This is a genomic window from Saccharopolyspora antiqui, from assembly GCF_052246905.1.
Taxonomy (GTDB): Bacteria; Actinomycetota; Actinomycetes; order Mycobacteriales; family Pseudonocardiaceae; genus Saccharopolyspora.
Map to the genome: position 1 here is coordinate 41,324 of NZ_JBQQBO010000007.1, position 20,746 is coordinate 62,069.

At 69.4% G+C, this 20,746-nt stretch carries 16 protein-coding genes and 1 pseudogene; 7 read left to right on the forward strand and 10 right to left on the reverse strand.

All coding sequences use genetic code 11. The features are described 5' to 3' along the window. Positions 1-38: 38 nt before the first annotated feature. The 3 genes from ACTWQN_RS13735 (at position 39) to ACTWQN_RS13745 (ending at position 5,216) form a co-directional block, all read left to right on the forward strand. Positions 39-1,961, forward strand: coding sequence for an acyl-CoA dehydrogenase family protein (locus ACTWQN_RS13735; RefSeq protein ID WP_443203828.1), 1,923 nt, complete (start codon positions 39-41; stop codon positions 1,959-1,961). Between the two features lie 218 nt (positions 1,962-2,179). Next, positions 2,180-4,246, forward strand: a complete 2,067-nt coding sequence (locus ACTWQN_RS13740; protein ID WP_443203829.1) for a TRAP transporter permease — start codon at positions 2,180-2,182, stop codon at positions 4,244-4,246. After that, entirely contained in the window at positions 4,236-5,216 is a 981-nt protein-coding gene (locus ACTWQN_RS13745) for a TAXI family TRAP transporter solute-binding subunit (RefSeq protein WP_443203830.1), read from the forward strand. The genes ACTWQN_RS13740 and ACTWQN_RS13745 overlap by 11 nt, the downstream gene beginning before the upstream one ends. A gap of 68 nt (positions 5,217-5,284) precedes the next feature. Here the strand turns inward: ACTWQN_RS13745 and ACTWQN_RS13750 are convergent, their stop codons facing one another. Together ACTWQN_RS13750 and ACTWQN_RS13755 are read right to left on the reverse strand one after the other, a co-directional pair. Continuing rightward, positions 5,285-6,454, reverse strand: a complete 1,170-nt coding sequence (locus tag ACTWQN_RS13750) for a glycosyltransferase (RefSeq protein ID WP_443203831.1) — start codon at positions 6,452-6,454, stop codon at positions 5,285-5,287. A gap of 32 nt (positions 6,455-6,486) precedes the next feature. Next, positions 6,487-7,116 carry a GNAT family N-acetyltransferase gene (locus tag ACTWQN_RS13755; protein ID WP_443203832.1) on the reverse strand — a complete coding sequence of 210 codons (630 nt, stop codon included), beginning with the start codon at positions 7,114-7,116 and terminating at the stop codon, positions 6,487-6,489. A 99-nt stretch (positions 7,117-7,215) separates the two neighbouring features. Here ACTWQN_RS13755 and ACTWQN_RS13760 point away from each other — a divergent pair, with 99 nt between their 5' ends. Continuing rightward, a complete protein-coding gene (locus ACTWQN_RS13760) occupies positions 7,216-8,451 on the forward strand; it encodes a TetR/AcrR family transcriptional regulator (protein ID WP_443203833.1) in 1,236 nt (411 codons plus the stop codon). 48 nt (positions 8,452-8,499) lie between these two features. Here ACTWQN_RS13760 and ACTWQN_RS13765 read toward each other — a convergent pair. The 5 genes and pseudogenes from ACTWQN_RS13765 to ACTWQN_RS13785 all read right to left on the reverse strand — a co-directional run. Further along, positions 8,500-9,300 (reverse strand): annotated as a pseudogene (locus ACTWQN_RS13765) (MFS transporter); the annotation flags it as partial. Positions 9,301-9,395: 95 nt separating this feature from the next. Continuing rightward, positions 9,396-10,826: an amidase gene (locus tag ACTWQN_RS13770; RefSeq protein WP_443203834.1), complete on the reverse strand. Its 1,431-nt coding sequence runs from the start codon at positions 10,824-10,826 to the stop codon at positions 9,396-9,398. Positions 10,827-10,830: 4 nt separating this feature from the next. After that, positions 10,831-11,493, reverse strand: a complete 663-nt coding sequence (locus ACTWQN_RS13775; protein ID WP_443203835.1) for a cysteine hydrolase family protein — start codon at positions 11,491-11,493, stop codon at positions 10,831-10,833. Between the two features lie 284 nt (positions 11,494-11,777). Next, positions 11,778-12,863 carry an acyl-CoA dehydrogenase family protein gene (locus ACTWQN_RS13780; protein WP_443203836.1) on the reverse strand — a complete coding sequence of 362 codons (1,086 nt, stop codon included), beginning with the start codon at positions 12,861-12,863 and terminating at the stop codon, positions 11,778-11,780. A 122-nt stretch (positions 12,864-12,985) separates the two neighbouring features. Next, positions 12,986-14,185 carry an acyl-CoA dehydrogenase family protein gene (locus ACTWQN_RS13785; protein ID WP_443203837.1) on the reverse strand — a complete coding sequence of 400 codons (1,200 nt, stop codon included), beginning with the start codon at positions 14,183-14,185 and terminating at the stop codon, positions 12,986-12,988. 132 nt (positions 14,186-14,317) lie between these two features. On the opposite strand from ACTWQN_RS13785, the gene ACTWQN_RS13790 reads away from it, so the two are divergent. Next, positions 14,318-14,944 carry a TetR/AcrR family transcriptional regulator gene (locus tag ACTWQN_RS13790; RefSeq protein ID WP_443203838.1) on the forward strand — a complete coding sequence of 209 codons (627 nt, stop codon included), beginning with the start codon at positions 14,318-14,320 and terminating at the stop codon, positions 14,942-14,944. 445 nt (positions 14,945-15,389) lie between these two features. On the opposite strand, the gene ACTWQN_RS13795 is transcribed toward ACTWQN_RS13790, so the two are convergent. Together ACTWQN_RS13795 and ACTWQN_RS13800 are read right to left on the reverse strand one after the other, a co-directional pair. Further along, positions 15,390-16,814, reverse strand: a complete 1,425-nt coding sequence (locus ACTWQN_RS13795; RefSeq protein ID WP_443203839.1) for an ABC transporter substrate-binding protein — start codon at positions 16,812-16,814, stop codon at positions 15,390-15,392. A gap of 321 nt (positions 16,815-17,135) precedes the next feature. Further along, a complete protein-coding gene (locus tag ACTWQN_RS13800) occupies positions 17,136-17,591 on the reverse strand; it encodes a MarR family winged helix-turn-helix transcriptional regulator (RefSeq protein ID WP_443203840.1) in 456 nt (151 codons plus the stop codon). A gap of 106 nt (positions 17,592-17,697) precedes the next feature. Between ACTWQN_RS13800 and ACTWQN_RS13805 the strand changes: the two genes are divergently transcribed. Beyond that, the gene (locus tag ACTWQN_RS13805) at positions 17,698-18,507 is read left to right on the forward strand and encodes an alpha/beta fold hydrolase (RefSeq protein ID WP_443203841.1); all 810 of its coding nucleotides are present in this window, start codon (positions 17,698-17,700) and stop codon (positions 18,505-18,507) included. A gap of 70 nt (positions 18,508-18,577) precedes the next feature. On the opposite strand, the gene ACTWQN_RS13810 is transcribed toward ACTWQN_RS13805, so the two are convergent. Then, complete coding sequence (locus tag ACTWQN_RS13810; RefSeq protein WP_443203842.1) at positions 18,578-19,702, reverse strand: MFS transporter; 1,125 nt, start codon at positions 19,700-19,702, stop codon at positions 18,578-18,580. Between the two features lie 499 nt (positions 19,703-20,201). Here ACTWQN_RS13810 and ACTWQN_RS13815 point away from each other — a divergent pair, with 499 nt between their 5' ends. Continuing rightward, on the forward strand, positions 20,202-20,723 hold the full coding sequence (locus ACTWQN_RS13815) for a lytic polysaccharide monooxygenase auxiliary activity family 9 protein (protein WP_443203843.1): 522 nt from the start codon (positions 20,202-20,204) through the stop codon (positions 20,721-20,723). Positions 20,724-20,746: the final 23 nt, after the last annotated feature.

Sequence of the window (20,746 nt, forward strand, 5' to 3'; positions counted from 1 at the left end):
GACCGGTACCACATATGTTCGACCGGTTGGGGGCTGCGATGACCACATTGGACAAGAGCCGCGAGACGACCCGCGTCGACGCCCAACAGGCTCGGCAGGTCGCCGAAGAGGCTCGCGAAACCCGTTGGGACCGGCCGAGTTTCGGCAAGGAGCTGTTCCTCGGCCGGTTGCGTCTCGACCTGATCGATCCGATGCCCGAGGGCCAGGTCTCCCCCGAGGGCGAGGCGTTCCTCGAACGGCTGCGCGAGTTCTGCGAAACCAAGGTCGACACCCAGCAGATCGAGCGCGACGCCTGGATCCCGGACGAGGTGATCAACGGGCTGAAGGACATCGGCGCCTTCGGCATCAAGATCCCCGCCGAATACGGGGGTTTGGGCCTTCCCGCGGTCTACTACCACCGGGCGCTGATGCTGGTCGCCACCGCCAACCCGTCGATCGGCGCCCTGCTGTCCGCGCACCAGTCGATCGGTGTGCCGCAGCCGGTGAAGATGTTCGGCACCGAGGAGCAGAAGCGGCGGTTCCTGCCCCGCTGCGTCCGCGAGATCACCGCTTTCCTGCTCACCGAACCAGATGTGGGCAGCGATCCGGCGCGGCTGGCCACCAGCGCGGTGCCCAGCGAGGACGGCCGGAGCTACACGCTCAACGGCGTCAAGCTCTGGACCACCAACGGGGTGCTGGCCGATCTGCTGGTGGTGATGGCGCGGGTACCGCGATCGGAGGGGCACCGCGGCGGCGTCACGGCCTTCGTCGTGGAGGGCGATGCCGAGGGCATCACCGTGGAGAACCGCAACTCCTTCCTGGGGCTGCGCGGCATCGAGAACGGCGTCACCCGGCTGCACGACGTGGTGGTGCCCGCCGCCAACCGGATCGGCCGCGAGGGCGAAGGCCTCAAGATCGCGCTGACCACGCTGAACACCGGGCGCCTATCGCTGCCCGCGATGTGCACCGCCGCCGCGAAGTGGTGCCTGCTGATCGCCCGCGAATGGTCGGCGCACCGGGTGCAGTGGGGTCGACCGATCGGTGAGCACGAGGCCATCGCCGACAAGGTCTCGTTCATCGCCGCCACCGCCTTCGCCCTGGAAGCGGTGCTGGAGGTCTCCGGCAGGCTGGCCGACGCCGACCGGCACGACATCCGCATCGAAGCGGCGCTGGCCAAGCTCTACGCCACCGAGCAGTCCTGGCTGATCGCCGACGAACTGGTGCAGATCCGCGGCGGACGCGGCTACGAGACGGCCGACTCGCTGGCCGCGCGCGGCGAGCGCGGGGTGCCCGCCGAGCAACTGCTGCGCGACCTGCGGATCAACCGGATCTTCGAGGGATCCACCGAGATCATGAAGCTGCTGATCGCCCGCGAAGCGGTCGATGCCCACCTGTCGGTGGCCGGCGACATCATCGACCCGAAGGCCGATCTGTCCCGCAAAGCACGCGCCGCGGCCCGCGCGGGCGGCTTCTACGCGCGTTGGCTGCCGACGCTGGTCGCGGGCCGGGGCCAGTTGCCAGGCAGCTTCGGCGAATACGGGCCGCTGGCCGGACATCTGCGGTTCGTGGAACGCGCCAGCCGCCGCATCGCGCGGCAGACCTTCTACGGAATGTCGCGCTGGCAGGGCAAGCTGGAGCACCGGCAGCTCTTCCTCGGCCGCATCGTCGACATCGGCGCGGAGCTCTACGCGATGAGCGCCAGCTGCGTCTACGCGCGGTCGGCAGGCCAGGACCCGTCGGCGGTGGAGTTGGCCGACGCGTTCTGCCGCCAGGCCCGCCGCCGCGTCGAGGCGCTGCTGCGCGGGCTGTGGCACAACACCGACGCCACCGACCGGGGACTCGCGCGGAAGGTCCTGGACGGCAGGTACTCCTGGCTGGAGGAAGGAATCCTGGACACCTCCTCGCCCGGGCCGTGGATCGCGGAGGCGGCCGCCGGTCCCTCGCAACGGAAGAACCTCCGGCGGACCGTGCCGCGCACCTGACGGCGAGCAGTCCACAGTGCAGCCGAACGGCCGCCCCTATTGACCCAGCCGAGTGACGGCAGTTACATTCCCGCCGCAAAAACGACTTTTGCACGGTGAGAGCGGGAGCGGATGGCTGGCTGGCATCGACTGGGAGTCATGGCGCCCCGAAGCGGCTCCTGCCGAACCGCCATCACGCGCTTGTCCGCCCACCGCCGACCGGGCAGAAGGGCAAGCGAATGAGCCAGGCGACGCGGCCTGAGCACGACGACGAACGACGGGACGAGGCGCGAACCGATATCGACGAGATCGTCGCCACGCACGACGAGGAACGTCCGGCCCGGCAGTTGTCCCGCCGACCGGACCTGCTGGTCTACCTGGCCGCCCTGCTGGTGGCGGTGCTGGTGCTCAAGCAGGTCTTCTACCCGCTCGCCAAGGGCAACCAGTACTACCTGGTGATCTTCCTCGGCTGCACGCTGCCGCTGGTCTTCCTGTGCTACCGACCGGGCGGGCGGCGTCCGAAGGGCGACCGCGACGACCCGGCCTGGTACGACTGGGCGCTCTCGCTGGCCGCGCTGCTGGTCGGGTTCTACCCGGTGCTGCCGTTCCCCTCCGGCGGTTTCGACGAGTTCCTCAACCGGCAGGGCAGCCTGTCCACCTTGGACGTGGTGGCCGGGACGCTGCTGCTCCTGCTGGTGCTCGAAGCGACCCGGCGCACCACCGGCTGGATCCTGCCGGTGATCTGCGTGGCGTTCATCGGCTTCGCCTACTACGGCGGCTACCTCCCGCAGAACTGGGGAATCGCGCACGCGGGCGTGGACTTCAACCAGATCATCAACGCGCTCTACAACGATGCCAGCGGGTTCTACGGCACGCCGCTGGACGTCGCGGCCAGCTACATCGTGCTGTTCACCATCTACGGGGCGGTGCTCAGCGCCTCCGGCGCGGGCCAGTTCTTCGTCGACTTCTCCTTCGCCGCGTTCAAGCGTTCGCGCACCGCGCCCGGCCGCACCACGGTGCTGTCCGGGTTCCTGCTCGGCACCGTCTCCGGGTCCGGCACCGCGACGGCGGTCAGCCTCGGCGCGATCACCTGGCCGATCCTGCGCCGCGCCGGTTATCCGCAGGACAACGCGGGCGGGCTGTTGGCGGCCTCCGGCATCGGCGCGATCCTCTCGCCGCCGACGCTCGGTGCCGCCGCGTTCATCATCGCCGAGTACCTGCAAACCTCCTACCTGACGGTGCTGATCTGGGCCGTGGTTCCGACGGTGCTGTACTACCTGGGCATCGTGTTCGCCGTCGAGGCCGACGCCCGCCGCTTCGGCGCCAAGGCGGTCGAGACCGAGCACGGCAGTGCGTGGCGACTGCTGCTGCGCGGCGGGTACCACTTCGTGTCGCTGGCGATCATCGTGGTGTTCCTGGCCATGGACATCCCGCCGTTCGCGGCCGTGGTCTACGCGACCGGGGTGGCGGCGCTGTTCACCCTGATCTCGGGGCTCGTCCGGGCCGAGCACGGTCCGGGGCAGGCGGTGCTGAAGTGGTTGCGGGACATCGTGGACGCGCTGTCGATCGGGGTGCGCGGCGCACTTCCGGTGGTGGCGGTGTGCGCGGCGGCCGGGATCATCACCTCGACGATCACCAAGACCGGGCTGGGTCAGGAACTGGCGGACGCGCTGGTCGAGGCCGCTCAGGCCCTCACCAGCAACCCGACCGCGGTCCTGGTGCTCACCGTGGTGTTCTCCGCGCTGGCCGTCGGAGTCCTCGGGCTGGCGGTGCCGGTGACGGCGTCGTTCATCATCGCCTGGGTGGTAATCGGGCCCGCGCTGGGCGCCCTCGGCGTCGCCGACGCCGAACGGGCCATGTTCATCTTCTACTACGCGGTGCTCTCGGAGGTGACACCGCCGACCGCGCTGGCCGCGGTGGCCGCCGCCGCGATCACCGGTGGCCGGATCACCGGCACGATGATGCAGGCCTGGAAGTACACGCTGCCCGCTTTCCTGGTGCCCATCGCGTTCGTGCTGACCGACAACGGCTCCGCGCTGCTGCTGCAGAACGATCCGCTGACCGTGCTCTGGGTCGCCGCGGCGTCCATTGTGGCCGTTGCCGCGCTCAGCGTGGTGACCGGTGGTTGGCTGTTCGGTCCGGTCAGCCGCCCGGTGCGCGCGCTGTTCGCGCCGGGCGCGTTGTGCCTGCTCTACTTGGAACCGCTGGTGGTGGCGATCGGGCTCGGATTCTGCGTGCTGGGCGTTGTCGCACAGCTGGTCCTGCGCCGCAGGGAAACGATCAAGGAGGTTCGTGATGCGGATTAAGGCATTACTGGTGACCGCTGCGGCGGCGATGCTGGTCGTGACCGGCTGCGGCGGCAAACAGGTGCAGGACACCCCGACCGGTGCGGCGCAGGCGTGCGAGGCCTCCGATGGCCGACTGACCATCGCCACCGGCAACACCGGTGGGGTGTACTACGTGCTCGGCGGCGGTCTGGCCCAGCTGATCAGCAACAACACGAAACTGCGTGCCACTGCGGCGGAAACCGGCGCATCGGTGCAGAACATCCAGCAGTTGGTGGCCGGTGACTACGACATCGCCTTCACCCTCGCCGACACCGCCGCCGACGCGGTGCAGGGCAAGGACAGCTTCGCGGGCCAGCCGCAGAAGATCCAGGCGCTGGCCCGGATCTACCCGAACGCGACGCAGGTGGTGGTACGCGCCGACTCGGGTATCAACAGCGTCGCCGACATGCGCGGCAAGCGGATCTCCACTGGCTCGCCGAAGTCGGGCACCGAGGTGATCGCCAACCGGGTGCTGACCGCGGCCGGGCTGAACCCGGACTCCGACATCCAGGCGCAGCGCCTCGCGCTGGGCAAGGCGGTGGACGGCATGAAGTCCGGCACCGTCGACGGGCTGTTCTGGTCGGGCGGCCTGCCCACTCCGGAGATCACCGACCTGACGACCTCGCTGGGCGCTGGGGTGAAGTTCATCGACATCACCCCGCAGCTGCCCGGCCTGAAACAGATCAGCGAGGTCTACGAGGCGAGCACGATCCCGGCGGACACCTACAAGCTGCCCGCGGACGTCCCGACGGTGGTGGTGCCGAACCTGCTGGTGGTCCGCGAGGACTTCCCGGTGAACAACGCCTGCGCGATCACGAAGCTGCTCTTCGACAAGCGCGCCGACCTGGAGCAGGTGCACCCGTCGGCCAAGGAGATCACGAAGGACAACGCCACCAAGACCGAGCCGGTCCCGCTGCACCCCGGCGCCCAGCAAGCCCTCCAAGGCTGACCGACGCCCCGGAAGCACCGGAAGGGTGAGGGGCACCCGTGACCAACTTACTGGGTCACGGGTGCCCCTCACCTCGACTTCGCCACCCGACCGGGATTGCTGGCGAGGTGTTCGAGGAGGGTTGCCGCGTGGTCGGGGCCGGGTTGGGCGGCTGCTTCGGCGCGGATTCGTTCGGCTGCGTGGCGGTATGCCGGATCGGTCAGCACTTCTGACAGGGCCGCCCGGATCTCCGCCGGGGTGGCCGTCAGCGGGTCCATCACCCTCGCCGCTCCGAGGGTTTGGCAGCGTGCCGCGTTGTGGGGTTGGTCGGCTCCCATCGGGAACAGCACCGAGGGCAGGCCGTGGCTGAGGGCGCCGATGACGCTGCCCGATCCGCCGTGCGAGATGACCGCACCGCACCGGCGCAGCACGACCGACTGCGGGACGTACTGTTCAATGTGGACATTGGCCGGTTGCGGGCCGAGGTCGGCCGGGTCGATGTGGTTGCCCACCGTGACCACGACGTTGGTCGGCAGGTCACGAACACCCCGCAGGACTCGGGAGAACAGGTCGCCGGACTCGATGTTGAAGACCGTGCCCAGGGTGAAGTAGACCGTCGGCGCGGCGGGCAGCGCCGCCAACCACGCCGGGGCGGGTTCGGCGACGTCCGGCTGGACCGGCCGGAACGTCGTCGCCGTGTCCGGCAGCGGGAACGCCGGGTCGCGGAAACTCGGTGGCACCGGGGAGAGGACGAGGTAGCGGCTGAGCATCCGCAGGTCCGGATCCGGTGGCAGTCCGTGTTCCGCGCGCAGCTCCCCCAGCGGTTCGGCGACCAGTTCGGTGCGGTTGAACGAACCCGCCGCGATGACCAGCACGCTCGCATGCGGCAGACCGAGGCGTTCGGCCACGACCATGGCGCCGAAGTCGATCTCGTCGCAGATCACCAGGTCGGGCCGCCACTGGCCGCACAGGTCGAGCAGGTGCGCCGCCCGATCACGCGCGATGCGGTCGGCGAAACCCTCGCTCAGGCCGCGGTCTTCGCGTGTGGCGTCGTATGCGAGTAGCGGGCCCGGTTTCGGTGTGCCGAAACTGTTCCCGCCGGTGCTGAAGGCGGTGAAACCGGCGGCCTCCACCATCGGGACCAGTGCGGGCTGGCCCGCGAAGGCGACGGTGTGCCCGGCGGCTTCGGCAGCGCGGGCGAGCGGGATGAGGGGGTTCAGATGCCCGGACCCGCCAGCGAAGGTGAAGAGGAAACGCACTCCACGTCCTTGATTTCGGTTTTCCGTCCACCCTAGGCTTGATCCCGCTGTCGTGGGGTGCGCCACATCGGTTGGGGTCGCGGGCCGCCGTCGGGCAGGACGATCGGCTCGCCGAGTGGTTGGAAACCGTGTCGCGCGTACAGCTTCTCGTTGCGCGGGGTGCTGGCCTCCAGGTACACGGGGCGCGCCAGCTGGTCCGCGCGGGCCAGCCGGTGCCGCAGGATGGCGCTGGCGACTCCGCGTCCGCGTTGTTCGGGCAGCACACCGATCGAGGGCAGGTAGACGTGCGGCGCCTCGGGATGCCGAGCGGCGACGAGGCCCATGACCGTTGCCACGCGGGCGAAATCCGGTCGGGCGGCGGCGAGTTCGGTGAGCTCGGCGGCTTCCCGGCGAATCCGCTCGGGCGAGTCGAGATCGGTCCACACCGACACCCCCGCGATGCCGCCGTCGTGCTCGGCGATCAGGACCTCGTCCCGGTCGAGGGCTTGGGCGAGGTAGTCCTGGTACAGGTCGGTGGCGAGTTCGCCGCGCCGCGCCGCGTCCGGGATGACCCAGACAGCGACGGCCTCGTCGGCGAACGCGGCCGTGTAAGCCAGCACCACTCGATGCAGTTCGCCGAGTCCGGCGGGGCGGACCGTCAGTCCATTGGCGGAGCTGATCATCGGCTTCCTCTCGGTTACGTTGTACGGGTTCGGTCCAGCGGCCATGATGTCGCCGAGAACCTGGGATTCCGAGGGTTTTCGTCACGCGAAGGAGGTGTGATGAAAGGGGGTCGCTGCGCGCAGTGCGGTACCGAGATCGCCACCACCGGCCGCGGCCGACCGCGCCGCTACTGCGGGCGCGCGTGCCAGGCGCGGGCGTACCGCGCGCGCAAGGACGGCGACCGGCCGCGCCACCGGACACCGCAAGCCGCCCCGGTGTCGCGCCGCGAGCTGGACCGCCCGACCATCGTGCGCGACGCGATAGCGCTCGCGGACGCCGACGGGCTCGACGCGGTGTCGATGCGCGCCCTCGCCGCCCGCAGCGGGGTGGCCGCGATGACCTTGTACCGGCACGTGTCCGGAAAGGACGATCTCGTCTCGGCGATGGTCGACGCGGTGTTCGCGCAGCGACGGCAGCCCGACGCACCCGGCGGCGACTGGCGGGCGCGGCTGGCGCACGAGGCGCGGCTGGAGTGGGAGCTCTACCGGCGCCACCCGTGGACGTTGCAGGTGTTGGCCACGATGCGTCCGCCGCTGGCGCGCGGCGTGCTGGCCAGCGTCGATCGCTGCATGACCGCGCTCACCGACGAGGGCCTCGACGCCGACACCGCGCTGCCGGTGTACCTGCTGGTCAGCGGCTACGTGCAGGGGGCGGCGCTGCTGGAGGTCGCCGAATCGAAGGCGCTGCGGGACACCGGCGTGAGCAGCGCGAGCTGGTGGTCGGCGCAGTTGCGGCGGCAGGCGGGCGCGGTCGGCTCCGGCCGGTACCCGTGGCTGACCGAACTGGCCACCACCGGCCCGATGCACTGGCCGGACCGGACCGACCTGCGGTCCTGGTTCGACTTCGGCCTGCAACGCGTGCTCGACGGCGTCGCGGCCTTCCTCAGCGCGTCAGCGACCGGCCACGACGCGGCTGCGCGGCACGTATCGGGGCACGTAGCGCAGCAGCAGGCCCGCGCCCAGCAGGCCGAGCAGGCCCATGCCCGCTCCGGCGAACCCGACGCCGATCAAAGCGGTCAGACCGGACACGGTGACCGGTCCGATGGCCTGCCCGAAATCGCCGGTGAAGCGCCAGGCGCCGAGGAACGGGGCCGGGCCGGGTTGCGGCGCCAGGTCGGCGCCCAGCGTCATCAGGATTCCGCTGCTGGTGCCGTTGGCCAGCGCCAAGCCGACCGCGACGATCGTGAACGTGGGCACGTTGGCCACCGCGAACAGGGCCAGGTGCCCGATGGCCAGTCCCACCATCGACGGCACGGCGGCCCAGGTGCGGCCGAAGCGGTCCATGATCTGGCCTGAGCTGTAGGAGAGCGCGAATTCGACCCCACCGGCGATGCCGATGATCATCGCGGTGGTCGAGGGCGGCAGTTTCGCGGCGACCGCGACCAGCGGCAACGCCACCATCCGGGACGCCCGCAGGCCACCGATCAGCGCGGCGCAGGTGCCCATCCGCAGCAGCACGCCGCGGTGGCGCACCAGCGTGGCCAGCAGTCCCTGGTGGTGCGCGGGCTCGACGGCCTGGTCATCCCTGGTGCCGAGGTCCTTGGTGCACAGCAGCAGGATCAGCGTGGCGACCGCGAACGCGATGTGGATCAGGAACACCGACCGCTTGTCCGGGGTCACCATCAGCACCAGCACGGACAGGAACGGGCCGATGAAGTAGCCCGCCCGGAACAGCCCGCCGAGCACGCTCAACGCTCTGGCCCGGTAGCGCAGCGGCACGGTGGTGGCGATGAACGCGTGCCTGGCGAGCGCGAACACGGCGGTGGCCAGGCCGACGAGGAAGACGCTCGCGCCCAGCATCCACGGGCTCACCGAGAAGTAGCAGCCGAGCAGTCCGAGCACGGAAACCAGGGACGCGACGATCATCGCGTTGCGCTCGCCGAGGCGGTGCACGAGCGTGCCGCTGGGCAGGTCACCGATCAGCTCGCCGACCATGATCATGGCGCCGATCAGCCCCAGCACCCCGAGGCTCGCGCCCTGGTCGGCCGCGATGAGCGGAATCATCGGAATGATCGCGCCTTCACCGGTGGAGAACAACAAAGTCGGCCCGAAGGCCGCAATCGCAACGGTTCTCAGTTCGAAAGGCCGCTCATCTGCCCGCAATTTCCTGTTGACTCCTCGCCGTGCACGCCCAGCGTCGGGCATGTCCAGCTTGCCAGACGGCGCCTACCGGCGGGAACATGAGCGAGCCGCCGGAAAGCGCCGGCGGAGCGTGAAATTCGTTACTCCACAAGCACCAGTTACCCGCTGCGAGCGAGCGCGTTCGCACCGAGCGCGGCACCGGTGGGCGTTTTGGCGGGTTTTTCCACTGATTCGTAGGCATTGGCGACTCGCAGTATCGTGCCCTCGGCGAAGGGGCGGCCGATCACCTGGAACGCCACCGGCAGGTTCTCCTCGGTCAGTCCACATGGGACTGACACGGCCGGGAGTCCGGTGGCGTTGGCCGGGGCGCACAGCCGGGTCAGCGCGTCGGTCACCGGTTCGGCGGCCCCCGGTGTGGTCTCGGCCACGGGCTGGTCGGTGCGCGGGGCCGGGATCGCAACCGTGGGTGCGACGATGACGTCGACGTCCGCGTACAGGTCCCGCCAGGCGGCCTGCAAGACGCTGCGGTGCCGGATGGCCGACAGGTAGTCGAGCGCCGACACCGATCGACCGGCGTTGATCCGGGCGAGGACGTCGGGTTGGTACAGCTCCCGCTTGTCCCGCAGCATCGCCTGGTGGTAGCTCGCCGCTTCGGCGGTCACGATCAGCAGGTTCATCTCCCGCATCGTCTCGGCGTGCGGCACCCGCACCTCGCGGACCTCGGCGCCGAGGTCTTGCAGCACCGAAATGGCGGCCACCACGTACTTCTCGACTTCCGGGTGCAGCTGGTCGAAGAAGTAGTTCGTCGGAACTCCGATGCGCAGTCCCGCCAGGCGCGTTCCGGCCGCCAGCGCGGCCAGGTAGTCCGGCACCTCGACATCCACCGTGGCCGGATCGCGCCGGTCGTAACCGGCCAGGGCGCCCAGCAGCACCGCGGCGTCCCGGGCGGTCCGGGTGAGCGGGCCGACGTGGTCCAGCGACCAGGACAGCGACGTCACCCCGAACCGGGACACCCGGCCGTAGGTGGGTTTGAGCCCGACCGTGCCGCACAGCGCGGCGGGGATGCGGATCGATCCGCCGGTGTCGCTGCCCATCGCGGCGAGCGCGGACCCGGCCGCGACCGCGGCACCCGACCCGCCTGAGGAGCCGCCCGGGGAACGCGTGGTGTCCCACGGGTTGCGGGTGGTCGGGGTGATCGCGCCGAAGGCGAACTCGTGGGTGTGCGTTTTGCCCACCGTGACCGCGCCCGCCGCGGTCAGCCGCTCGGCGACTGCCGAGTCGGTGCCCGGCACGTAGTCCGCGCGGACCGCTGAGCTGGCGGTGGTCGGCAATCCCGCGACGTCGAAGAGGTCCTTGAGCGCCACCGGGATGCCGTGCAGCGGGCCGCGGTAGTCGCCCGCGATGATCTCGTCGGCCGCCCGGCGCGCCTGCTGCACCGCACGCTCGGCGGTGACCTGCACATATGCGTTCAGCACCGGTTCGGTCGCGGCGATGCGGGCGAGGACGTCCTCGGTCAGTTCGACCGGCGAGAGCTCGCCGGAACGGATCCGCTCGGCCGCCTCGGACACGGTGAATTCGTGCGGTTGCATCGGCTCACTCCCATCGGGCGTTGAACGCGGTCGCCGGGGGCGTCTCCGCCAGGGCGGTGCCGAGTTCCTTCCAGTCCACCGATGCGGCCCCGCGCAGTTCGGACATCACCTGCCGCCACGGCGCGACCGTGGCGAACAGGTAGGCCATGACCGCCAGCGACGGTTCGTGCTGTCCTGCCGGGGCCGCGGTGCAGTCCGACGCGACGATCACTTCGAAGTCGCGCTGCTGCGCGGACCGGACGGTCGACTCGACGCAGATGCTGGTCACCACGCCGCACACCAGCAGCCGACGCACCCCGAGCGCCCGCAGCACCACTTCCAGGTCGGTGTAGAGGAACGCGTCGAACCGGTTCTTGTCCAGCACGATCTCGTCGTCCTGCGGGCGGAGTTCGTCGACGACGTCGGCGTCCCAGGTGCCGCGCACCAGCGGCCGGTCGGCGAGGTTGAGCATGGCCACCGCCTTCGGTGGCGCGTCGATGAAGTCGGCCCGCCACACGTGCCGGGTGTAGATCACCGGAATCCGTTCGCGGCGGCATTCCTGGATCAGCCCGGCGCTTTCCCGCACCGCTTCCGCGACGCCGGGCAGGACGGTACCGGCCCTGGGCAAGGATCCGTCGGGGTGGCAGAACCCGTTCTGCATGTCGATCACGAGCAGCGCAGTGTCCATAGTGGATCCTTCCGACGAGTCGCGAGCGGTCGTTCCGACCCTTGCCGGAGCAACCGCGCACGGGAGATCAGCGCGGATCGGCAACCATCGCCATGCCCACATGGTTGGCAATGCACATTGCTTCGACGAAACGCGGCGATCAACCGCCTGTTAACCGTGTGCCAATCCAGCACGCCTATGTCCTAAGTGGACAAATGTGTCACACCGCTGCCGATTCGTGCCTCCCAATGCGAAAAGGCGCCTGCGACCGAACGACTCGGCCGCAGGCGCCCTGCTCGAAGGGGTCAGATGCCGAGCAGGTCGGCCAGCCGGGCGCGCTGCTGCTCCGGGGTGCCGAGCAGCAGCTCCGAGGTCTTCGCCCGCTTGTAGTACAGGTGGGCGTCGTGCTCCCAGGTGTAGCCGATGCCGCCGTGCAGTTGAACGGTGTCGGCCGCCGCTTGGAAGTAGGCCGGAGAAACGATCGCCTGTGCCATCGCCGCCGCCAGCGGAAGTCGCGCGCGGTCGTTGTCGGCCACCCACGCTGCGTAGCGCACCGCGGACTCGGCCTGCTCCCAGGCGCTGTACATGTCCGCGCAGCCGTGCTTGACCGCCTGGTACGAGCCGATGGCCCGGCCGAACTGCACCCGGACCTTGGCGTACTCCGCCGTCATCTCCAACACCCGCTGCATGCCACCCACCTGCTCAGCGGCGAGCGCGACCGAGGCGAGATCGCGCACGTCGGCGTGCACGGCCGCCGCATCCGCCGTGGCCAGTTCGCGTGCCGGTGCACCGGCGAAGTCCAGGTGCGTCATCCGGCGGGTCGGATCCAGCGTCCGCAACGGCGTCTTCGCAATGCCCTCCCCCGAACCGGACACCTGGAACCACCCGGTGCCCCGCTCGGTCCCGGCGTACACCAGCACGACGTCGGCGATGTCGCCGGAGACCACTCGCGGCGCACGCCCCGCCAGCACCCACGAGCCGTCCCGCGGGATGGCGGTCGGCATCGTCCCCGGATCCCAGGCGACGGCCGCGATCCGCGCACCGGAGGCCAGGTCGGGCAGCAGTTCGGCCCGCGCCGCCGCGTCGTCCAGCGCGAGCAACGCGTCGGTCGCCAGCACCGCGGACGCCAGGAACGGCACCGGCGCCAACGCCCGCCCCAGTTCCGCGAGCACCACCGACCGCTCCGCGTGCCCGGCCCCAGCCCCGCCGTACTCCTCGGGCACCACCAGCCCGGTCAAACCGAGCTCACCGCCAAGCCGCTGCCACAGCCGCGGATCGTGACCACCGCCGTCCATCAGCTCGCGAACCCGCGCCAACGACGCGTGTTCACCCAGGAACTTCCGAACCGCCGACCGGAGCTCCAGCTGCTCCCGACTCAAAACCAACTCCATCCCACACCCCTCCAAATCCTCGCCCCAACTCCTGGAAGCACCGCAACGATGAGGGCGGGGTGAAGGGCACCTTTTACCAAGTAACTTGGCGAAAGGTGCCCTTCACCCGTCACCCGATTCGGTCAGGCTGGGCGTTGGGTGCCCACCTTCAGGTCGCGGAACGGGACGTCGCGGTCCGCCTGGGGTTCCTTCGGCAGGCCGAGGATCCGTTCGCCGATGATGTTGCGCTGGATCTGGTTGGAGCCACCGGCGATGCTCGACGAAGGAGTCGCGTTGATCGCGATCGCGATCTCCTCGGCCGCCGAGTCGCCCGGCTCCCACGCGGTCAGCTCCGGCCCGGCGATCAGCCCCGCGGTGTCCACCGCACGCCACAGCAGCAGCGCTCCGGCGAGCTTCGACACCGAACCGCGCGCGCCGGGCGGCGATCCGGCGTCGGCCTCCTGCCGCAACCGGCTGTTGAACAGCCCGAGCACCTGTTCTCGCGCGTAGATCTCGGCCAACCGGCCGCGCACCACCGGATCAGCGGCGCGGCCCAGTCGGCGGGCCAGTGCCACCAGGTTGTCGTAGGCCAGCGGATCGCTGCCGCGGCGCACCGACCCGCCGATCGCCACCCGCTCGTGCCCGAGCATGGTGACCGCCGCCAGCCAGCCGCCGCCGACCTCGCCGATCACCGCGTCCGCCGGGATCCGCACGTCGTCGAAGTAGACCTCGTTGAACGGGGCGCGGCCGGTCATGTCCCGCAACGGCCGCACCGTCACCCCCGGTGCGTGCATGTCGATGGCGAACATGGTGATGCCCCGGTGCTTCGGGACGTCCGGATCGGTGCGCGCCAGCAGCGCCCCGAAGTCCGACCACTGCGCGCCCGAGGTCCACACCTTTTGGCCGTTGATCACCCATTCATCGCCCTCGCGCACCGCGCGGGTCTGCAGGCTGGCCACGTCGGAGCCCGCGCCGGGCTCGGAGAACAGCTGACACCAGATCTCCTCGCCGCGCAGCAGCGGCGGCAGGTACCGGGACTTCTGCTCCGGGGTGCCGAGATCCAGCAGCGTCGGGCCGCACATCCCGACCCCGACCATGAACGGTCCGCTCGGCAGGTCGAAATGCGCGGCTTCCTCGTCGTACGCCTGCTGTTCGGCGGCGGTCAGGCCCGCTCCGCCGTATTCCGCGGGCCAGGTGATGCCGATCAGGCCCGCGTCGTAGGCGGCGGCCTGGAAGCGCTTGGCCTCCTGGAGGACCTCGGCCGGGGCACGGTCCCCCAGCGGCGGCGGAGCGTTGCTGGCCAGGAATTCACGCGCCTTGACGCGGAACTCGTCGACGTTCATCGCGACTCCCTCCGGCGATGCGGTGGCACCGAATCAGTCAACGCTGACTGTAACTGACCGGACACCCGCCGAACACCGCCGATTTTCGTCCACAGTAGACGGAATGGCCGGTTCGCCGAGTACGCTGGCGACGTGGTCCAGCGCCAACACCTCCAGCGCACCCGGCAGGAACGGGCGGCGGACAGTCGCACGCTGATCCTCGAAGCGGCCGTCGACTGCCTCGTCGAGTTCGGCCATGCGGGCACATCAACGCTGGCCATCCAGGCGAAAGCGGGCGTCTCCCGAGGCCGTTTGCTGCACCACTTCCCCTCCCGCGACGGACTGCTGGTGGCCGCCGCGCAGCACCTGACCAAGAACCGGCTCGCGCAGACCGAGCAGCGGGTGGCCGAGCAGTTGACCGATATCCCGGAGGGACCGGGCCGCGTCAACCGGTGCATCGACCTGCTGTGGGAGACCTTCCACGAGCCGAACTTCTGGGCCGCCATGGAACTGTGGACCGCCGCGCGGACCAATCCGGCGCTCAGCGCGGCACTGCGACCGGAGGAACGGCGACTGCGCCAGGCGATCCACTCGGTCAGCGACCGCATCTGGGGACCGGTGGTGTGCGGCCATCCGGTTTATCCGGAACTGCGCGAAATGCTGTTCACCAGCATGCGCGGCGCCGCGCTGGTCTACGCCTTCGAAGACGGCTCACCGGCCCGCAGCGCACATCTCGACGTGTGGAAGTCCATCACCCGCCGACTGCTCTTCGACTCCTAGGAGAGCCCGCGGGTTGGTTTGCGTTTCGGTGCGGGTAGCGGAACCTCAGTGCCTGTTTTTGAAGTGGTCGTGTCGGGCCGTCCACCTCGGGTGAGGTGGGCGATTTCGCGCGAAATCGCCGTCTCCCACGCGGGGCGGGTGGCGATTTCGCGCGAAATCGCCAGGTCTGCCACCCGCACCGCGAAGCAGGACGAGTTCGAAGACAGGCTCTCAGAGGCCTTCTCGACTCCGGGATCCCCGACTCATGTGTCCGATACACCACGTCGGGCCTGTCCTCGCGAGAAAACCTCTGAGAACCCGCGGCGGTGCCAGCTGCGAGAGTGGTGGAAAGCGGCTGACGCCGCTTGCCTGACGACCACCCCCGCCACGCCCAATCTGGGCGAGCTCCGACCGCCTGTCCCGAGACTCCTTTTGCAACAGGCTCCAACGGTTCCCTGGACGGCGATCACTGCGGAATTCCCAGTTGCTGGAAGATGCCCAGGATCCGTTGGTGGGTGGCGGCCACGGCCTGCTGGACCGGGACTCGCTTCTGCTGGATCTCGGCCATCATGTCGGTGAGCAGGTAGCTCTGCAGCACCGCCTGCCGACCCGCGCTGGGCGCCTGCGGGAAGTGCAGTCCGGTGCGGGTTTCGATGGGCAGCGGCTGGGTCATCAGCTCGCGGACGGTGCCGAACGCCGGATCTCCGTCGCGGTAGAACGGGTCGGAGTCCCACACCTTCTCGTAGGCGGGCATCACCAGACCGTCGGAAACCCGCGCCATGGAAAGCAGCGGCGATCCCGCGACGAGGTACTGCGCGACCACCTCGGCCAGTCCGGGGTTGCGCGCGCCCTTGAACACCACCAGGATGTGGCAGTCGCCGGATTCCAGCGGTCGGTCGGCGGCCGGGCCGGTCAGCCCGACCAGGGTCGCGGTGTTCTGGTAGACCGGGCTTCCGGTGGTCTTCGAGTCCGCGTAGACGCTGAACTGGTTCGAGGTCATCCCGATCACCCCGGCCAGCCACGCCTCGTTGTTCCCGCTGTCGGTCCAGCTCTCGATACCCGGCGGCCGCATCGCCGCGTAGCGCGGATTGGTGTAGAGATCGGCGATGAACGAGATGGCATCGACTGTTTCGGGCGAGTTGAAGCTGACCTTGCGGCCGTCGTCGGTGACGATCGAGCCGCCGTAGCTGTTGATCACCCGCTCGATCATCGCGTTGCCGTCACCGCTGCGGTTGATCGTCATGCCCCAGCCGAAGCGGTTGCGGGTGGGATCGCTGATCTCCAGCGCGATGTCCCGGGCGTCGGTGAGGCTGCGCAGCTGTTCGAGCGGGATGCCTTTCTCCGCCAACCAGTCCTTGCGAACCAGGGTGCCCTGGCCGATGGAGTAGTACGGGATCCCCCACCACACGCCGTCGATCATGGCGCTGCTGCGGGAGACGTCGGCGGGTTTGCCGTGCTGTTGTTCCAGCTGCGCCACCACATCCGAGACATCGGTGAGATCGTTCAGGTCGTGGAACTGCGCCACGAATCGGCTGCCGGAGAAGAACGCCAGATCGGGGGCGTTTCCGGCCTTGACGGCCGCATCGGTCTTGGCGACGGCGTTGCCCGCGTCGCCTTCGAGGAACGAGTTCTTGATCGTCGTCCCGGTGCGGTCGGCGAACGCCTGCAGCGCCGTTTCCAGGGCTTGGTTGGCGGTTTTGGCGTAGGTGCGTTGCGAGAGCATCGTCAGCGAGGTGCCGTTGAACTGCTGCGCGGCGGCGACCAGGTCATCGGGCACGGTCGGTGGTGGTCCGGCAGGGGCGGATCGGCCGCATCCGGTCAACGCGGCCGCACCCACCACCCCGGCGCTGAGCAGGAACTGGCGTCGACTCCACGGGTTTGGTGATCTCATCGCACCCTCCGGCGTAGCTGCTCGCTCGGTGATCAGCAGTGCGCGAACACCAAGGCCGCATTCGCGCCGGAGCATGTCGGAGAAACCGTCGGGAAAAAAGTGAACTTCACGCTACGATTCGGTGGCAGGCATGTCAAGAAGGGACTTCGCCCGCCGCACGATCGTCCACATTGGATTCACCACTCGAACGCGGCGAACCGGTCAGAGCACCTGTCGCGGCGACCAGACGGCGACGACGGGAATCGCCATCACCAACAAGCGCTGGCGGCGTTGCGCCGCGAACGAACAGCATGGTGCACCAGCGAGTTCACCGCGCCGCGCTCAGCCTCGCTGCGCTCGGCGGCGGTCGGTCACCAGGACGTTCATGTCGAGCAGGAACCGGCGGATCGCCTCGCGTTCCACCGCGTCGTAGGACCGCATCTTTTCGACCACCTCGCCAATCAGCGGTCCGAAGAACGACTGTCCGAGCGCGACGGCGCGATCCGCCACGACCAGCTTGACCCGGCGCCGGTCGACTGGGTCGCGTTCCCGCTGGACGTGGCCGAGGCGTTCGAGCCGGTCGATCAGCGCGGTGACCGAAGCGGAATTCAGGCCGAGCCGCTCGCCCAGCCGACCGGGCGTCGCAGTCTCGCCCGCCCGGTCGGCGTCCAGCAGCGCGATTAGCGCGCGAAGGTCGGTCGGGTGCAGCCGGTGCGTCCCGGCGAACTCGGCGCCGAGCAGGTCGAGTTCGACCGTGACGGCCCGCAGCAGGTGGACCAACTGGAGTTCATCTTCCACAGCACCATGTTAGTCTCTCGATCATCGAGATATTTGATGAGCGAGGTGCACGATGGGATTTCGGACCGCAGAAAGCGCCGCGGCCTTCTTCTCCGCGTACGACGCCGTGCTGGCGCAGTGGCCGATCCCGGTCGAGGCGCTTGACGTTCCGTCGGCCTACGGGACCACGCGAGTGCACGTTTGCGGCTCGACGAGCGGGACACCGCTGGTGCTGCTGCCGGGCGCGGGTGCCACCTCGACGGTCTGGTTCGCCAATGTCGGCGAACTCGGCGAGCACCACCGGATCTATGCGATCGATCTGATCGGCGCTGCGGGACGCAGTACCGCCGACGGCAAGGCGGTCAGCACCGCCAGCGACCTGATGGCGTGGCTGGACGAAGTGCTCGACCACCTCCGCGTCGATTCCGCACACCTTGGCGGGCATTCGTACGGCGCATGGGTCGCGCTGCATTACGCCGTTCATTCGGCCCGGGTACGCAGCATCACGCTGTTTGATCCGACCGCCTGCTTCACGCGCTGGAATCCGCGCTACCTGCTGCGCGCTCTGCCCGTGCTGCTGCGGCCGACCCCGGAGAGAACCCGGAGCTTCGTGCTTTGGGAAACCGACGGTGCCGGTATCGATCCGGCGTGCCTCGAACTGCAAGCCTGCGCCGCCGCCTTCCAGACGGCTAAGGTGATCGTGCACCCCAAACCCGATCCGTCGCGGCTGACCGCGCCGACGCTCGTGCTGGCCGCCGCGAACAGCAAGGCGCACAACGCCAACCGTCTGGTCGCGCACGCCCAACGCGTGGTGCCGAACGTCGAAACCGCCGTGCTGCCGGACGTGAGCCACCACGCGCTACCGACCGAAAACGCTGGTCATCTCAACGAGATCATGGCCGACTTCCTCCACCGAGCAAGCGCCGACCACGGCTGAACGAGCTACCGGGACCGAGCGCGGTGCCGAAGTCGCCGCACACTGGGAAAACGCCACCCGAGGTGGTCGGTCAACCAGGGTCGTCGTGCGGCCACCAGACGGCGACGACGGGGATCGCCAGCACCAACAGCGCGGCCGGGAGCAGAAATCCCAGCGCCGCGTCGGACCGGTAGGCACCGGTAAACGCCGCGGGTGCGGCCGACATCCCGAGGAACCGCAACGCGGTCACCACCGAAATGATCGCGCCACGACCGCTGGCGCCACCGGTGAGCACGGTGGCATGGATGCCGACCAGGATCAGCTGACCGCAGATCCCACCGATCGCCCACGCCGCGACGACCAAAGGCAACCATCCGACCAGTCCGATCGAACCGACCGAGAAGGCCGCGACGAGCAACCCCGCGCACACGATCATGCGCTGCGCGAACCGGTCCGCCGCCGCCCCGATCAGTCGAGCTCCGAGCACCCCGGCGACACCGTAGGCGGTGAGCACCAAGCCGCGCGCGCCCGGGCTCAGCGCGAACGCGTCGTCGAGCCGGAAGGAGACCAGGAACGGCAGTCCCGCCAAACAAGCCCACGAGACGAAGGCGACGCCGCCGATCATCAACACCGAAGCCCGCCAGGCGTCCCGAAGCGCCGCGGGGGGCCGGGGCGAACCGTCGTGCGACTCGCCGGGCAACGGGCTGATCGCCAGCACCGCGGCCACCGCGGCGAGCCCGACGAACGCCCACTGCCAGGCTCCTTCGGCGGCGATCCCGCCGACCAGCGGCGCGGAGGTCTGCCCCACCGCCTGCATCGCACCGTAGGTGCCCAGCGCCCGGCCGAGGCGGTCCTTGGGTGTGACGGCGGCGAGCTTGGCCAGCAGCAGCGGTGTGGTGAATGCGTTGGCGACGCCCTGCAACGCGCGGCTGACCTGGAACAGCCAGAACCACGGTGCCACCGCCGCCAACAGCGCAACGATCGCATACCCGGCATAGGCGACACGGATGCTGCGGCCCGGTCCCCAGCGCTCGCCGAGACTTCCGGACACCAGCATGACGATCGCGAACGGCAGCAGGTAAACCGTCAGCGAAGCCGCCGCGTCGCCCTGCGACACCGCGAAGCTGCCGCTGAGTTCCGGCAGCATGGCGGCGACGATGCCGGAGCCGAAAGGTCCCAGCAGGCCACCGATGTACAGCGCGACCCGGGAGATCAACGAACAACCGGCCCCGAACGGCTCCGTGGATCAGCCCTCCGGTGCCCGATCATCATCCACCGCCCCTCCATCGGCCACATCGCCCAACATCCGATCACAGCAGCAGAACGGAAGCTGAGCAATCCGCCGGGTGATCGACCGGTCGCACGACCGAGCGGGTCACAGCTTCCGCAGGTGCGGGGCGACTTCGGTGCGGAGTACGTGAAAAACGGGAACCATCCTGGGAAAAACGCATTCACCCGCGCAAAACCCGCATTCCCGCTGGCCATGGCCCGCATCGAACTGCGCCATCGCGGTGACACATCGGACAATTCTTGACCCCGCCGCACCGCCGAACCTATGGTCCAGACCATCGGTTCAAACAGGGCCGGAGCCCGGTCGACCGGTCGGTCGCCGGAATGTCCCTCCCTTCCTCGGCCCGGTTCCACCCAGCACCGCCGAGCAGGACCCGCTCACCTGACGGCGCGGTTTACCCAGCGGTTTCACCAAAGGAGCTGAGATGAACAAGAAGCCGAAGATCGCCGCGGCGGCCGTCGGTGCGGCGCTCGCCCCCTTCCTGGTGGCGGTTCCGACCGGCACCGCCAGCGCCCACGGCTACATCGACTCGCCGCCGAGCCGGCAGGCCCAGTGCGCCGCCGAGACCGTGCCCTGCGGCGCCATCAAGTACGAGCCGCAGAGCGTCGAGGGCCCCAAGGGCCTGACCAGCTGTAGCGGTGGCAACTCCGCCTTCGCGGAGCTGGACGACGACAGCAAGGGCTGGGCGGTGACGCCGGTCGGCAACTCGGTGACCTTCAACTGGACGCTGACCGCCGCCCACTCCACCTCCACCTGGGAGTACTTCATCGGCGGCAACCGCGTCGCGGTGTTCGACCAGGGCGGCGAGCAGCCGCCGTCGCAGCTCTCGCACACCGTCGACCTCAGCGGCGTCAGCGGCCCGCAGAAGGTGCTGGCGGTCTGGAACATCGCCGACACCGCCAACGCCTTCTACGCCTGCGTCGACGTCAACGTCGGCGGTGAATGACCCGGCACCGAGATCGGCGGGCC

Bases quoted from the DNA above. Each gene is read 5' to 3' on its own strand.
- ACTWQN_RS13735 (WP_443203828.1), top strand. From the start codon at position 39: ATGACCACATTGGACAAGAGCCGCGAGACGACCCGCGTCGACGCCCAA.
- ACTWQN_RS13740 (WP_443203829.1), top strand. From the start codon at position 2,180: ATGAGCCAGGCGACGCGGCCTGAGCACGACGACGAACGACGGGACGAG.
- ACTWQN_RS13745 (WP_443203830.1), top strand. From the start codon at position 4,236: ATGCGGATTAAGGCATTACTGGTGACCGCTGCGGCGGCGATGCTGGTC.
- ACTWQN_RS13755 (WP_443203832.1), bottom strand. From the start codon at position 7,116: ATGATCAGCTCCGCCAATGGACTGACGGTCCGCCCCGCCGGACTCGGC.
- ACTWQN_RS13760 (WP_443203833.1), top strand. From the start codon at position 7,216: ATGAAAGGGGGTCGCTGCGCGCAGTGCGGTACCGAGATCGCCACCACC.
- ACTWQN_RS13770 (WP_443203834.1), bottom strand. From the start codon at position 10,826: ATGCAACCGCACGAATTCACCGTGTCCGAGGCGGCCGAGCGGATCCGT.
- ACTWQN_RS13775 (WP_443203835.1), bottom strand. From the start codon at position 11,493: ATGGACACTGCGCTGCTCGTGATCGACATGCAGAACGGGTTCTGCCAC.
- ACTWQN_RS13780 (WP_443203836.1), bottom strand. From the start codon at position 12,863: ATGGAGTTGGTTTTGAGTCGGGAGCAGCTGGAGCTCCGGTCGGCGGTT.
- ACTWQN_RS13785 (WP_443203837.1), bottom strand. From the start codon at position 14,185: ATGAACGTCGACGAGTTCCGCGTCAAGGCGCGTGAATTCCTGGCCAGC.
- ACTWQN_RS13795 (WP_443203839.1), bottom strand. From the start codon at position 16,814: ATGAGATCACCAAACCCGTGGAGTCGACGCCAGTTCCTGCTCAGCGCC.
- ACTWQN_RS13815 (WP_443203843.1), top strand. From the start codon at position 20,202: ATGAACAAGAAGCCGAAGATCGCCGCGGCGGCCGTCGGTGCGGCGCTC.